A 14,574-nucleotide genomic window follows, 5' to 3' on the forward strand; every position below is an offset into this window, starting at 1 on the left:
TCTGTATATGGCGTAAGTTGATGTAAAACAATAAAATCATCCAATCACCCTGTTTGATGTGTGGATTTTATTGATTTAAATCAATGAATCGAGGGTGTTAGGGGGGTATATATACACTCAAGCAACAATGGTTTTACCAATTGGCCGCGAGCCGGCCAACCCTAATCAAATAATTTGCCGGGGAGGCATCACAATGATTACAGGTATCCAGATTACTAAAGCCGCTAATGACGATCTGCTGAATTCCTTCTGGCTGCTGGACAGCGAAAAAGGCGAAGCACGCTGCATCGTGGCGAAAGCCGGTTTTGCCGAAGACGACGTGGTAGCGGTCAGCAAACTGGGTGAAATTGAGTACCGCGAAATTCCGATGGAAGTAAAACCGGAAGTTCGTGTGGAAGGTGGTCAGCACCTGAACGTTAATGTTCTGCGTCGCGAAACGCTGGAAGATGCGGTTAAGCATCCGGAAAAATATCCGCAACTGACTATCCGTGTTTCTGGCTATGCCGTGCGCTTTAACTCACTGACGCCGGAACAGCAGCGCGACGTTATCGCTCGTACCTTTACTGAAAGCCTGTAAGGCTTAACGTTTAAATAAAAACGCCGGGTTTCCCCCGGCGTTTTTTTATTCTTCGTTTGATTCCTGCGGTGTCGTTGCCGTACTCGGCTTGCGACGTTTACCAATGTTTTTGGTATCGCGATGGCGTTTTTTCACACGCGGTTTATCTTTGTCTTTCTCTTTTTTCTTCTCTTCGCGTTTCGCGAGCGTTTTCTTCGACGGTTTGCCCGTCATCTTTTCGCTCGGCGCGCGTGAAGTTGGACGCAACTCATCAATCACCCGTGATTTCAGCGGTTCTTCGATATAGCGACCAATTTTCAGCAGCAGCAGGTGATCGTGCGCTTCAACCAGCGAGATTGCCGTCCCCTTGCGACCGGCGCGGCCCGTACGGCCAATACGGTGCAGATAGGTGTCTCCGCTACGCGGCATGTCGAAGTTAATCACGTGGCTGACGTCTGGAATATCGATTCCACGCGCGGCAACGTCGGTGGCAACCAGCACGTTAACGCGACCGTCAGTAAGACGATTAATACCTTCGTTACGCTTGACTTGCGCCATCTCACCTTCGAGATAGCAGTTGTTGATCCCCGCCAGACGCAGTTTTTCAGCCAGTTCGTGCACGCGCTCACGTTTGCGGACAAATACGATGGTACGGGTGGCGTCGTCTTGTTTCAGCAGGTGCTTCAGCAGTTCGAATTTGTGCTCGAAGTTATCCGCACGGTAATACCACTGATGAATCTTCTTACGCTCGCGGGTTGATGGTGTCGCAGAGACTTCAACCGGCTCTTCCAGCAGACGCTCGGCGAAATCTTTAATCGCATCGCCTTCCAGCGTGGCGGAGAACAGCATAGTCTGTTTACGCCAGCGCGTTTCCCCGGCGATGTGCTCGATGTCCTGGGCAAAGCCCATATCCAGCATTCGGTCAGCTTCGTCGAGGATCAGCGTTTCCACGGCGCGGCAGTCAAAATTCTCTTCTTTAATATACTGCATCAGACGCCCGGTGGTGGCGACCACGATATCCTGGTTTTCGCTGAACACTTCGGCGTGGTTCATGTACGCTACGCCGCCGGTAATCGTCGCGATATCCAGGTGGGTGTTTTTGGCCAGTTCACGGGCATGATCGGCGACCTGCATTGCCAGTTCGCGTGTCGGCGTCAGGATCAAAATACGCGGCGGACCGGATTTTTTACGCGGAAAGTCGAGCAGGTGCTGCAACGCTGGCAGCAGATACGCCGCCGTTTTACCGGTGCCTGTCGGCGCAGAACCGAGTACGTCACGGCCTTCGAGCGCAGGCGGAATGGCGGCAGCCTGAATGGCGGTCGGGCGAGTGAAACCTTTTTCCTGGAGGGCATCCAGCAGGCTTTCATCGAGTTCAAGTTCGGAAAAAGTCGTTACAGTCATGTTCTACCTCTGTGTGGGGCGCTGATTATAGACGTTACGGCTGCAATCTTCATCTGTTTGTATGGATATCGCTTCTCAGGTATTGTTTTCACCAGGTGCTGTTGCCGTTTTTCCTGCAAGGTTTTTAATTCATGCCTCAGTCTACATCCGTCCTTCGTCGTAATGGATTTACTTTTAAACAGTTTTTTGTCGCGCACGATCGTTGTGCGATGAAAGTCGGTACAGATGGGATTCTGTTAGGGGCATGGGCACCGGTGGCAGGTGTAAAGCGGATCCTTGATATCGGGACCGGCAGCGGCCTGTTGGCGCTGATGCTGGCGCAGCGTACCGATGAAAGCGTCACCGTCGATGCCGTGGAGCTGGATAGCGACGCCGCCGCACAGGCGAAAGAAAATGTTGCCCGATCGCCATGGGCGGATCGGGTGATCGTACAGGCCGAAGATGTTCAACTCTGGGCTGCGCGCCAGACCGTCAAATATGACCTTATCATCAGCAACCCACCTTATTACGAGCAGGGTGTCGAGTGTGCCACGCCGCAGCGGGAGCAGGCGCGTTATACCACGATGCTGGATCATTCCGCATTGTTAGCGACGGCGACGGGGCTTATCACGGAAGAGGGGTTCTTGTGCGTCGTGCTGCCGGAAAATATCGGCAATACCTTCACGCAGCAGGCGTTAAATATGGGCTGGCATTTACGGCTACGCACTGACGTTGCTGAAACCCAGGCGCGATTGCCGCATCGGGTGCTGCTGGCATTCTCCCCAAAGAAGGGAGAATGCTTTAGCGACAGGCTGGTGATTCGCGGGCCGGATCAACGTTACTCTGAAGGTTACACGGCGCTGACCCAGGCATTTTATCTGTTTATGTGAGCATTTAACGGTGAGAGCACTGATGGGCCTGAATCCTCGAGCAGCGCCGGGTAATCGAGCGTGTAGTGCAGACCCCGGCTCTCTTTGCGCATCATTGCACAGCGGACAATCAGTTCAGCAACCTGTACCAGGTTGCGTAGCTCCAGCAAATTATTCGAGACGCGGAAATGGGCGTAATACTCGTCGATCTCCTGCTGTAACATGGTGATACGGCGCAGGGCGCGCTCCAGGCGTTTGGTGGTGCGTACAATCCCCACATAGTCCCACATAAACAGCCGCAGCTCATGCCAGTTATGCTGGATAACGACCAGTTCGTCGGGGTTGTCCACGCGACTTTCATCCCAGGCGGGCAGGGTGTTGACGCTACGGGCATAAGGCATTCGTCTGTCGATATCTTCCGCTGCGGACCAGCCGTACACCAGACACTCCAGCAGCGAGTTTGAGGCCATGCGGTTCGCGCCGTGCAGGCCGGTATAACTCACTTCCCCGATCGCATACAGGCCATCCACATCAGTGCGACCAAAGTCGTCAACCATCACGCCGCCGCAGGTGTAGTGTGCCGCCGGCACAATGGGCACCGGTTCTTTGGTCAGGTCGATGCCCAGCCCCAGCAGTTTTTCATAAATCATCGGGAAATGCTGACGCACGAAGGCTTCTGGTTTATGGCTGATATCGAGGAACATGCAGTCCGCGCCAAGACGTTTCATCTCATGGTCGATAGCGCGGGCGACGATATCGCGCGGCGCCAGTTCTCCTCGTGCGTCAAAGTCCGGCATAAACCGTGTGCCGTCCGGGCGTTTGAGATGGGCGCCTTCTCCGCGCAGCGCTTCGGTGAGCAGGAAATTACGTGCCTGAGGGTGATACAGCGCGGTAGGGTGGAACTGATTAAACTCGAGGTTTGCGACCCGGCATCCTGCACGCCAGGCCATTGCAATACCGTCGCCGGAGGAAATGTCCGGATTCGTCGTGTATTGATACACCTTGGATGCACCGCCGGTCGCCAGCACGACGGACTTCGCGTGGCAGGTTTCCACCGCTTCTTTATTCCGGTTCCAGACCCATGCTCCGACGACGCGTCGCGTGCCGAGCAGGCCAATTTTATCGGAGATGATTAAATCGACGGCATTACTGCGTTCCAGTACCCGAATGTTCGGGTGGTTTTGCGCCTTGCTGACCAGCGTGGTTTCCACCTCTTTGCCGGTGGCGTCGGCGGCATGCAAAATGCGACGATGACTATGGCCGCCTTCACGCGTCAGATGGTAACTTTCTTCACCGTTAGGCTGGACCTGAGTATCAAACAGCACGCCCTGGTCAATCAGCCACTGTACGCAGGGGCGGGCGTTGCTGGCGACAAACTCCACCGCATGGCGATCGCAAATACCGGCGCCAGCAATGAGCGTATCTTCCACATGTGAATCAATACTGTCGGTTTCATCGAAAACGGCGGCAATCCCGCCCTGCGCATAGAAGGTGGAGCCTTCACTGACGGGGCCTTTACTCAGCACGATAACCTGGTGCTTTTCAGCCAGACGCAGCGCCAGCGAGAGTCCGGCAGCGCCGCTACCGATAATTAACACGTCACAAGAAAGATCTGGAGTGGTTTTCATGATTTTTGTTTAATTTACTAAACATTGTTTGGCCAGCATAGCACCACAATTGGCGATTCAGCACGTTTTATTTTCAGTTGTGTTGTAATGGCTAAACAAAGAAGCGCGATGTAAACGGATATCTGACAGGTAACTCATTTTGCGTGGCAGGCCGTAAGCTCCAGATTAGATGATGAAATAAAGTGGCCATTGGGTTACTCTGCTCGCGGTTTATGGGCATTTCTAAACAATATACCCTTCATACTTCAGGTTGCATGTGCGTTGGCTTTCCTCGCTTACCCAGTCACGTACTGGAGTACGCTCCCGGGGATTCACTGCGTCGCCCCTTTCCGCAACTCGAATTATTTAGGGTATTGTGCGTTGTTCGGACTCTGTAGACTTATAATGAGAGATAATGACCGTCTACAACATGACAAACAAAAAACAGATGCGTAACGGAACTTTACGAAAACGAGACACTCTAACCTGTTGCTTGCTCATAGTGCAGCTAATGGAGTGGCGTTTCGCGAACGCGTGGAAATTTGGTTTGGGGAGACTTTACCTCGGATGAGCGAGCAGTTAACGGACCAGGTCCTGGTTGAACGGGTCCAGAAGGGAGATCAGAAAGCCTTCAATTTACTGGTAGTACGCTACCAGCATAAAGTGGCGAGTCTGGTTTCCCGCTATGTACCGTCGGGCGATGTTCCCGATGTGGTGCAAGAATCATTTATTAAAGCCTATCGTGCGCTGGATTCGTTCCGGGGAGATAGTGCTTTTTATACCTGGCTGTATCGCATTGCGGTGAATACAGCGAAGAATTACCTGGTGGCTCAGGGGCGTCGTCCGCCATCAAGCGATGTTGATGCGATTGAAGCAGAAAACTTCGAAAGTGGCGGTGCGCTGAAAGAAATTTCGAACCCTGAGAACTTAATGTTGTCAGAAGAACTGAGACAGATAGTTTTCCGAACTATTGAGTCCCTCCCGGAAGATTTACGCATGGCAATAACCTTGCGGGAGCTGGATGGCCTGAGCTATGAAGAGATAGCCGCTATCATGGATTGTCCGGTGGGTACGGTGCGTTCACGTATCTTCCGAGCGCGGGAAGCTATTGATAATAAAGTTCAACCGCTTATCAGGCGTTGACGATAGCGGGATACTGGAAAAGGTATTAGGCATGCAGAAAGAAAAACTTTCCGCTTTAATGGATGGCGAGACGCTGGATAGTGAGTTGCTTAATGAACTGGCTCACGACCCGGATATGCAAAAAACCTGGGAAGGCTATCACCTGATCCGTGATTCAATGCGGGGTGATACACCTGAGGTTCTTCATTTCGATATTTCCGCTCGCGTAATGGCCGCTATTGAAGATGAGCCGGTACGCCAGACGGTGCCATTCATTCCAGAGGCCCAGCCTGCGCCGCAGCAATGGCAGAAAATGCCGTTCTGGAAAAAAATGCGTCCGTGGGCCGCGCAACTTACCCAAATGGGTGTTGCCGCGTGCGTATCGCTTGCAGTTATCGTTGGTGTCCAGCACTATAATGGACAATCTGAAACGTCCCAGCAGCCTGAAACACCGGTCTTCAATACTTTGCCGATGATGGGTAAAGCCAGCCCGGTAAGCCTGGGAGTACCTTCTGATGCGACCGCAAACGGTGGGCAACAGCAGCAGGTACAGGAGCAGCGTCGTCGGATCAACGCTATGTTGCAGGATTACGAACTGCAACGCCGACTGCACTCCGAACAGCTTCAGTTTGAGCAGGCACAGACACAGCAAGCCGCTGTTCAGGTGCCAGGAATTCAAACTCTAGGAACGCAATCGCAGTAATGAAGCAACTTTGGTTTGCCATGTCACTTGTGACGGGTAGCCTGTTCTTCTCTGTCAACGCCTCGGCCAACACTGCGTCCGGGGCGTTGTTGCAGCAGATGAACGTGGCCAGCCAGTCACTCAATTACGAGCTGTCATTCGTCAGCATTACGAAACAAGGCGTTGAGTCTCTGCGCTATCGCCATGCACGCCTGGAAAATCGTCCGCTTGCGCAACTGCTGCAAATGGATGGTCCGCGTCGTGAAGTGGTCCAGCGTGGGAATGAAATCAGCTATTTCGAGCCTGGACTCGAACCGTTCACCCTGAACGGTGACTACATCGTCGACTCCCTGCCATCGCTTATCTATACCGATTTCAAACGTCTCGCCCCCTACTATGATTTCATTGCGGTGGGCCGTACCCGTATTGCCGATCACCTGTGTGAAGTGATTCGCGTGGTGGCGCGTGATGGTACGCGTTACAGCTATATCGTCTGGATGGATACTGAAACGAAGCTGCCAATGCGGGTTGATCTTCTCGATCGCGATGGCGAAACGTTAGAGCAGTTCCGGGTGATCGCCTTCACCGTGAATCAGGATGTGGGTAGCAGCATGCAGACGCTGGCGAAAGCCAGTTTGCCGCCGCTGCTTTCCGTTCCGGCGGGTGAAAAAGCGAAATTCAACTGGAATCCAACCTGGCTTCCGAAAGGGTTTAGCGAGGTGTCCAGCGGTCGCAGACCGTTGCCAACGATGGACAATATGCCGATTGAATCGCGTCTCTACTCTGACGGTCTGTTTAGCTTTTCGGTTAACGTAAACCGGGCGACTCAGGCCAGCACCGATCAGATGCTGCGCACCGGACGCAGAACGGTCAGCACCAGCGTACGCGACAACGTGGAAATCACCATCGTGGGTGAATTGCCGCCGCAGACTGCGAAGCGTATTGCCGACACCATTAAGTTTGGAGCCTCACAATGATTAAAGAGTGGGCTACCGTGGTTTCATGGCAAAACGGCGAAGCGCTGGTGAGTTGCGATGTGAAAGCGTCCTGTAGCAGTTGTGCTTCGCGCGCCGGTTGCGGCACCCGTGTGCTGAACAAACTGGGGCCGCAAACCACGCATACCATTGTCGTGGCGAGCGATGTGCCGTTAGAGCCGGGCCAGAAAGTGGAACTGGGGATTGCCGAAGGCAGCCTGTTAGGTTCCGCCATGCTGGTTTATCTGTCGCCGCTGGTGGGGTTATTTCTCATCGCATCGCTTTTTCAGGTGCTGTTTGGCTCTGATCTTGCGGCGTTAAGCGGCGCGATACTCGGTGGCGTCGGCGGATTCCTGATTGCCCGCGGTTATTCCCGCAAACTTGCCGCACGCGAAGCCTGGCAGCCCATTATTCTTAATGTTGCTCTCCCGCCCGATATGATTCGCGTTGAAACACCCTCTGCCGAAACGACCCCATGATATTCTTGCCGGATGGCGGCTTCGCCTTATCCGGCCTGCTAACGATCGGCAAGCCCAGTAGGCCCGATAAGCTTGCGCCATCGGGCATCATGCTTCTTTTACGATGTTTTACATCAGAAAAGCGATGCCGTTTCCAGTTCCCGCTATCCTGACTCTACGAACATTTCCTCGCCTTCGCGTTGTAGTGTAGAATGCGGCGTTTCAGTTAAACAGACGTTAAGCTCAGAACAGCGACTTCTCAAAGCCTGTCCAACCAGGCGTAAGGCACAATAATTACACTATATGAAGAACATACGTAACTTTTCGATCATTGCTCACATCGATAACTGACACCACGTCACCCTCCGCAAACCTCCGACAGAATCCCCTCAAAAACCCCACTAAATAAGCTTTCACAAAAATAATACTGGTTGCATGTACAGTCAACCTGCGACATCATAAGTCATGGTTTTTGTGTCCACCAGTGCGTCCATATTCTATGATGGACACAGAACCAACTGTTCTGATGGACACACGTAGGGACAAACCATGACTATTTCAGATAGTTATCTAAAGTCGTGCCTGGGGCGCGAACGCGATAAAGTTGAAGAGAAGGCAGACCGGGACGGTCTGTGGGTGCGCATTTCTAAGAAAGGTGCCGTTACCTTTTTCTACCGATTCCGCTTCCTGGGAAAACAAGACAAGATGACGATCGGCAGCTACCCGGAATTCGGGTTGAAAGCCGCGCGCGACGAAGTGACGAAGTGGGCCGCTATTCTTGCCCGCGGCGAGAATCCGCGCATCAGGCAAAATCTCGACAAAGCCAAAATTAACAGTCAGTACACATTCGAAGAGCTTTTCCGCGAATGGCATTCTATGGTCTGCATTCAGAAAGAGACCTCCGGGCAAATACTGCGTACGTTCGAGCTTCACGTCTTCCCTAAGCTTGGGAAATATCCGGCGCATCAGTTGACGCTTCACAACTGGCTTACGGTTCTGGACCGGCTGGCGCAAGGGTACAGCGAGATCACCCGGCGCGTAATAAGTAACGGTCGGCAGTGCTATTCGTGGGCGGTTAAACGCCAGTTGCTGGAGGTGAACCCGTTGTCAGAGATGTCTGGCCGTGATTTCGGTATCCAGAAACAAATGGGTGAACGAACCCTGGACAGAAAAGAACTGGCGATTGTCTGGCGAGCAATAGAGGATTCCCGTCTTATTGAGCGAAATAAAATTCTTTATAAATTGTCCCTGGTCTGGGCGTGCAGGGTAGGCGAACTCCGGCAGGCTGAAGTTTCGCATTTCGATTTTGAGGAAGGCACCTGGACCGTACCATGGGAAAATCACAAAACAGGACGGAAAAGTAAGAAGCCTATAATCCGCCCAATCATCCCTGAGATGCTCCCGCTGATAAAGCGGGCTATTGATCTGGCACCGGGCCGTTTTGTTTTCTCGAAATACGAAGACAAGCCGATGAGCGAGGGATTCCACATGAGCATCAGCAGCAACCTGGTGAAATTCATGTTGAAGGCCTATAACGAGCAGGTGCCGCATTTTACTATTCATGATCTGCGCCGGACAGCACGAACGAATTTTTCTGAACTGACGGAACCACACATCGCCGAGATGATGCTGGGCCATAAACTACCTGGTGTGTGGTCGGTGTACGATAAGCACACCTATATCGAGGAGATGAGAGAGGCGTACAGTAAATGGTGGGCCCGACTGATGAGCATCATCGAGCCCGATGTTCTGGAGTTCACGCCACGTCAGACCGGATGATCCGACCTTTGCTGTCACGCTGAAGATTCAGATGCGACATTGGGCGCCGTACTGGACGTGACATTTCTCTGACTTGCCACTCGTGAACTTTGGTTTTCAGCCATTTGTTGGATCCCCCCATGTATGAACAGTCTGGTTCAGGGAAAGGATTGCTGTCGCTCGGTCGCTTACGATAACGCTCCAGTGTTCTGGCGGAGATCCGCAACTGGCAGCAAATTTCGCGTGTGCTCATCAGATCGAAGTCTTCAATTTTTTCGCTCATCATCTCTCCAGTGGCCCCGACCGGGGCCGTTATTGATTATTCGTTATCAGTTAAACCGACCAGGCAGAGTTCTCAGGCGGCGCATGCCAGTCATAGCGGTTGCCACATAACTCTTATGACGGTTGACCACTTCTACCCAGATCTTCACGCCGTCCACGTTCACTGTGTATGTTTCCTTCCTGTCGCTGCGACCATAGTCACCGTATCGTTCAACATGCTTTGTCAGTGCTGCATCACATGCCCGGCGGCCCAATGGTGATTGTTTACTGCGATTGATAAGGCGCATAAACCCCCCTGTGAGGGAGGGTGTTACCCCTCCCTATTCAATTAGCCGATGTATTCCGGTTTCATGTCGTCAAGAGTTATGCGGTACTTATCGTGCAGTTCGTCGCCAAGATGCCGTTTCGCTGCGGAGAGTTTTTTCTCTACCACTTCAAAGCATGCTGCAGCGTCTGGTGTGCCAGGCTGTGGCAGACCGTTGATTGCTTCATCAAGCATGGCGCGATGCTTAACCAGGTGATAACGGCGGGTAGCTTTATTTTTCAACTCAGTGAACAGTGCCGTACCTAATGCAGGTTTTGCCGTATTGATATCGTTTCCCACAGCGGTTGCATCTTCCAGCGTCTCAGCCGAATCAATGCGCGCACGGAATTTCTCTGCCGTATCATCGATGTTTACATCAGCTTCCTGCGTACTGGTGGTCTGCAGGTTATCGGCATTAATATCCTGCATGGTGATGCTTTGGGTGCTCTGGTCGGGGTTGATAATCTTCTCTTCCCGCTCATCGAGTTCGTCTGGCGTATAGACGCCAAGAATGACGTCAGGGCAGAAAAGGCGAGCCCAGCGCTTCACTGCGAGGTAAGCAAGTTGCTGGCGCGGATCGTCAGCCCAGAGAGTGGAATTACGAACGCGTGCCTGAGCAAGCAACAGGTCGAGTTCTCGCGGTTGATCCTCACCTTTCAGGCGCGCTTTGATAATGATGCCGATACCTTCTTCATCAGCCATTGTCCAACCCGGTACGCGATATTCGCCTTTTTCACCTTTTCTGATGTTGAACTTGCCGATGACCTTTTCCCATGGGCCATACCATTCATATTCAAAACGGCTTGCCAGTACGCCACTGCGGGAAATAACTGCGTTAACCAGTTGTGCTTCGTAACCCAGAACGCCATTGATCAGGTGCGTTTTCTGCGCCACAGCGAAAGGATTCATCTGCCATTGTGCGGCCTGCATAGCTACTGCCATGCAATCTGCTGCATTGCCCTGCAGATGGCGAGGAACCGTTGCAGCACCCTGGGACATCATCTGAGCGAATGCACTGATAGCGTTCAGATACTGCGAGTCAAACAAAGCAATATTTGAGTTAACTACTGCATTCTGATCGGCAACAGTTATGTTTTTGTTTTCCATAGTTTCCCCCTTAAGCCATTTCACGAAGCGCATCGAGACGGCGCAGGTCGTAATCGTTCAGTTCGTCGGTGTAGTCTTCAGTTATCGGTGCTGGCCATTCGCCTGTGTCCATGGCGTTCGCGATGGAACGAATCGTCTGGCGATACTCAAGCTTTCCGAGTTCCAGCAGTGATTCCGAAGCCCACACAACAGCCACCCAGTGATAACCCTCGTCTTTGTTCACGAAGATCCACGCGAATTTGTCCAGGTCGGCAACGTTGCAGTACATACCGGCGCTGAGGTGGTAATCGCGCATGGTTATTTCGCGGTGAAGCCGTGATTTCAGGGCGTCTTCCTTCACATCCCACATGCTGATTGTTTTCAGGTCGAAGCCGATACGCAGACCTTCGTACTCGAGTTCAACATCCGGGCGAACACGGATTTCAAGCCCGGTGTCGTCATCAATGCCGAAATAGCTGACTTCAACGGCACGTGTTGGGTTTTGCAGTAACTTGCCTGCTTCAGGGTGGGTGTAGAGCGCAGACTGGATAGCCAGCGCGGTAGCGTACTGCTGACGGGTAACCAGGATTTTATCGCCTGGGTTTTCTCGCCATGCGTCAAGCAACTCGTCGGCGAACACTATGTCGGGTTTGACGGATTTCACTGCCTGAATCAGATCCGCTTTCGTGCCGGATACTTTCAACGGTTGAGGTTTTTGTGCTTCCTGCGCAACGAGATCAGGATTGATGATTGCCAGTTGCTCCAGTAGCGTGTCACGGCTACCGCTGGTTTTCATTTGCGTTGGCAGAGTGGCGTTGTATTCCCTGATGCACGCCTTCATTTTTGCTGCTGTGACTTTTTGGCCTTCCTCCACACGCTGGAATTCAGGTGGTAAAGACATGTAGCTTTCACCAGTCTGGGTGACATCATCGCCTAACGGAACTGGCTGTGGCATGGTGGCGTTGTATTCCTCCAGGAACCTTTTAATATCGTCTGCGCTGAGCTGCACTGGCAGACCATTGTTGTAGTCGTCGATAACAGCGCGGATCGTTGCTGTCGTCGTGAGCGCGCCTTCCGGGATAACCGGTTCAATGCTGAACTCTTCATCCAGAATTTCAGGCTGTAACGCCAGCGCGTGCACCAGATTTCCCATATCCAGAACTTTGGAGCGTTCTTTCTTTATGGTTTTAGATACGTGGCGGCCGTCGTAATACATCAGGCTCACTCGTGCGTCTTTCACCATCGTTGAACTGATACCATTCGCGGCGTGATAAACGTCGTTCGGCACGCCTTCATAACGTCCAGGCTCGAAGTATGACGGCCACTCCGGTGCTGGCTCCTCCTGTTGCGTTTCCGGCGCATTTTGTTGCGCTTCTGGTTCAGAATGGTTTACTGAGTCGTCATTTTGGTGCGTTTCAGCCTGACTCTGGTTCAGAATGGCCTGCTCTCCGGCATCTGCTTCTTCACCATTCCCCAGATTACTTTCGCCTGCGTACAGCGCATCACCAGCCTGTTTTTCATCACCGTTAGTTTCTTGAACCTGCACATTGCTGGTGGTCTCCGGATCCTTTTTAGTGCCATGAGTCGAAGAGTTCTTGATTAAAGCGGCAGCGTCAAAAATGCCATCGGCAGCTTTTTCCGGTTGTGTGGTCTGCTGGCTTGTCTCTGTCTTCACCCATTTCGGATCGTTCGGGTCGCTGATTCCTTCAACGTAATCACCACATGAAGCCGCAAGGATTTTATTTACTTCTTCTGCTGTTACCTTCTGAGGCATTGGCATTGATGAGCGACCGCAGGCGATATCAACGATCATTTCATCCGGGTGAGCGTGGTCGGTTTCAGTCATGACACGATTGAGATACTCGCGATGACGGAAAGGAGATTTAAACAGTTCCTCTGGCGTTGTTTTTACCGTAGCGACATTGCAGGCGCGGGAGTAATCCATCCCACCAGGCATTTCTTCAAACAATTTGCAGGTCGCAATAAATTCATCGAGTACGTTATCTTCCCCTGAGCGGGAGAGATTCATAATGGCGTTGGCTTCAACATCGATCTCGAAGGAAGGGCTGTAAATATCGAACTCTTTGTTACGGGCGATCAGGCCAAGTGCTATTTCATAATCGAGCCCGGTTTTTGTCAGTGGAGTAAGACGGTCAGTCTTATTACCGCCACCGGCGTTCGCGCCAGATGGTGTGCGATTAATTTCAGACACACGATTGCCTTTCACCCATTCTTTAACGAGCAGGCCACGATCGATGTATTCTGTATCAACAAATGCCTGTGCAAAATTCATCATCAAATGCAGGGTGTGTCGTTTGTCCTGCGGGAAAATTCGTTTAAAGGCGTCAGTAAATTTCCACAGGTTTGGGGTATCCAGCTTTTGAATGGCTGGTACGTTATGGCAGGCAAGCAACATGTCCTGGATATAGCTGTTACTCATGTCCAGTTCAAGGCGGCTTACTTCGGCGAGCTGTACCGGTGTCACGTGATGTGAGAAGGCATCATCAAGAATGAACTGAGAAAGTATGCGGTGGCGTTCGCTCATTCTGGCGACCGGCTGGTTCATTTCCTTTTCCACTTCCTCCATCAGTTCGCCGTTGACGTTGTAAGCGTAAGCAGGGAGATCTCCAGGCTTTACGGCGTTATCTTCGTTGCCAAAGGTTTCTGTATGGTCTTCCAGCACTTCGCCTGTTTCGGTATCAACACCATCAACGATACGCTGACGAGCGGCGGCAACGGCTTCAGATGATGGAAGTGTCACGCCTGGAATTTGCGCCCAGGTCATGTTGTCGCTGCCGAGCTGGTAGAATTCGCAAAAGGTTAAGCTCAATTCGCCTTCCGGCGGCAGATCGTTAACAACAGGGAAATTAGTAGCGACAGCTTTGAAATAATCTTTCAGCTTTGCGCCAGATTTAATCAGGAGATAATCCAGTGTTGCATTTGCCACTTCAAAATCATCGCTGCACCAGAGAACAGCATCTTTCTGGCCTGATGATTTCTTTGCTTTGCGGACTAAAAATACGGGATTAGTTCCACTCATTATTTTATCCTCACTTCGTGTAGAATAGAGGGGCCTTAACAGCACCCCGATATATCTGGTTGTTATGTCCGGTTCGCTTTGGTCGGTGAGACCGGACAGGGCAAGCCCACCTTGTGTGGGCTTTTTCTTAATGAACGGTGCTGAAAACTTTTTCTGAGTAATCGAGCTTATAGCTGCGGTAGTTACCAAACCCGGCGTTATCGCCATCACTCACTTTCACGGACAGCATTGAAATTGCCTCTACAGCGCAGAGAGGACAGTCGAACTTGCCGAACACATAGCCACCGTCGAGAATGACCGTGACCGCGCCCGTATCGGCTGAATGAATAACGCCTGAAACTTTCTTCTCGCAGTTGAATACAGCCACTTCTTTATTCACTGCTTTCAGGTTCATTTCGATTTTTACGATTTCCATAACATCTCCAGTTATTAAATTAAGGGTGTAAGAAGCCGCGC

At 51.9% G+C, this 14,574-nt stretch carries 14 protein-coding genes and 2 pseudogenes; 8 read left to right on the forward strand and 8 right to left on the reverse strand.

Translation table 11 applies throughout. From position 1 onward, the window contains the following. Nucleotides 1-193 precede the first annotated feature (193 nt). Nucleotides 194-577, forward strand: coding sequence for an autonomous glycyl radical cofactor GrcA (gene grcA / locus GBC03_10845; protein QFS70666.1), 384 nt, complete (start codon nt 194-196; stop codon nt 575-577). Between the two features lie 45 nt (nt 578-622). On the opposite strand, the gene srmB is transcribed toward grcA, so the two are convergent. Next, a complete protein-coding gene (gene srmB, locus GBC03_10850; protein QFS70667.1) occupies nt 623-1,957 on the reverse strand; it encodes an ATP-dependent RNA helicase SrmB in 1,335 nt (444 codons plus the stop codon). Nucleotides 1,958-2,088: 131 nt separating this feature from the next. On the opposite strand from srmB, the gene trmN reads away from it, so the two are divergent. Next, nucleotides 2,089-2,826 carry a tRNA(1)(Val) (adenine(37)-N(6))-methyltransferase TrmN gene (gene trmN / locus GBC03_10855; GenBank protein QFS70668.1) on the forward strand — a complete coding sequence of 246 codons (738 nt, stop codon included), beginning with the start codon at nt 2,089-2,091 and terminating at the stop codon, nt 2,824-2,826. Here the strand turns inward: trmN and nadB are convergent. Further along, complete coding sequence (gene nadB, locus GBC03_10860; protein QFS70669.1) at nt 2,811-4,433, reverse strand: L-aspartate oxidase; 1,623 nt, start codon at nt 4,431-4,433, stop codon at nt 2,811-2,813. The genes trmN and nadB overlap by 16 nt on opposite strands. Then, a pseudogene (locus tag GBC03_10865) lies at nt 4,405-4,543 on the reverse strand (L-aspartate oxidase). The gene nadB and the pseudogene GBC03_10865 overlap by 29 nt, the downstream one beginning before the upstream one ends. A 274-nt stretch (nt 4,544-4,817) precedes the next feature. On the opposite strand from GBC03_10865, the pseudogene rseD reads away from it, so the two are divergent. The 6 genes and pseudogenes from rseD to GBC03_10895 all read left to right on the forward strand — a co-directional run bounded on the left by rseD (nt 4,818) and on the right by GBC03_10895 (nt 9,427). Further along, a pseudogene (gene rseD / locus GBC03_10870) lies at nt 4,818-4,983 on the forward strand (rpoE leader peptide RseD). Beyond that, nucleotides 4,980-5,555, forward strand: coding sequence for an RNA polymerase sigma factor RpoE (gene rpoE / locus GBC03_10875; protein ID QFS70670.1), 576 nt, complete (start codon nt 4,980-4,982; stop codon nt 5,553-5,555). The pseudogene rseD and the gene rpoE overlap by 4 nt, the downstream one beginning before the upstream one ends. 31 nt (nt 5,556-5,586) lie before the next feature. Then, nucleotides 5,587-6,237, forward strand: a complete 651-nt coding sequence (rseA, locus tag GBC03_10880; protein QFS70671.1) for an anti-sigma-E factor RseA — start codon at nt 5,587-5,589, stop codon at nt 6,235-6,237. Then, complete coding sequence (gene rseB, locus GBC03_10885) at nt 6,237-7,193, forward strand: sigma-E factor regulatory protein RseB (GenBank protein QFS70672.1); 957 nt, start codon at nt 6,237-6,239, stop codon at nt 7,191-7,193. Before rseA ends, rseB begins: the two co-directional genes overlap by 1 nt. Continuing rightward, nucleotides 7,190-7,669, forward strand: coding sequence for a SoxR-reducing system protein RseC (gene rseC / locus GBC03_10890; protein QFS70673.1), 480 nt, complete (start codon nt 7,190-7,192; stop codon nt 7,667-7,669). Before rseB ends, rseC begins: the two co-directional genes overlap by 4 nt. A gap of 528 nt (nt 7,670-8,197) precedes the next feature. Further along, nucleotides 8,198-9,427 (forward strand): DUF4102 domain-containing protein, encoded by a 1,230-nt coding sequence (locus GBC03_10895; protein ID QFS70674.1) that lies wholly within the window; start codon nt 8,198-8,200, stop codon nt 9,425-9,427. Here the strand turns inward: GBC03_10895 and xis are convergent. The 5 genes from xis to GBC03_10920 all read right to left on the reverse strand — a co-directional run bounded on the left by xis (nt 9,405) and on the right by GBC03_10920 (nt 14,533). After that, nucleotides 9,405-9,689: an excisionase Xis gene (gene xis / locus GBC03_10900; GenBank protein QFS73973.1), complete on the reverse strand. Its 285-nt coding sequence runs from the start codon at nt 9,687-9,689 to the stop codon at nt 9,405-9,407. The two genes, GBC03_10895 and xis, sit on opposite strands and share 23 nt — an antisense overlap. 46 nt (nt 9,690-9,735) lie before the next feature. Beyond that, nucleotides 9,736-9,975, reverse strand: a complete 240-nt coding sequence (locus GBC03_10905; protein QFS70675.1) for a DUF4060 family protein — start codon at nt 9,973-9,975, stop codon at nt 9,736-9,738. Between the two features lie 41 nt (nt 9,976-10,016). Beyond that, nucleotides 10,017-11,099, reverse strand: coding sequence for an enterohemolysin (locus tag GBC03_10910; protein ID QFS70676.1), 1,083 nt, complete (start codon nt 11,097-11,099; stop codon nt 10,017-10,019). Nucleotides 11,100-11,109: 10 nt separating this feature from the next. Then, complete coding sequence (locus GBC03_10915) at nt 11,110-14,118, reverse strand: exodeoxyribonuclease (protein ID QFS73974.1); 3,009 nt, start codon at nt 14,116-14,118, stop codon at nt 11,110-11,112. Nucleotides 14,119-14,245: 127 nt separating this feature from the next. Next, the gene (locus tag GBC03_10920) at nt 14,246-14,533 is read right to left on the reverse strand and encodes a DNA breaking-rejoining protein (GenBank protein QFS70677.1); all 288 of its coding nucleotides are present in this window, start codon (nt 14,531-14,533) and stop codon (nt 14,246-14,248) included. Between the last annotated feature and the right edge of the window lie 41 nt (nt 14,534-14,574).

Source organism: Citrobacter telavivensis, assembly GCA_009363175.1.
Taxonomy (GTDB): domain Bacteria; phylum Pseudomonadota; class Gammaproteobacteria; order Enterobacterales; family Enterobacteriaceae; genus Citrobacter_A; species Citrobacter_A telavivensis.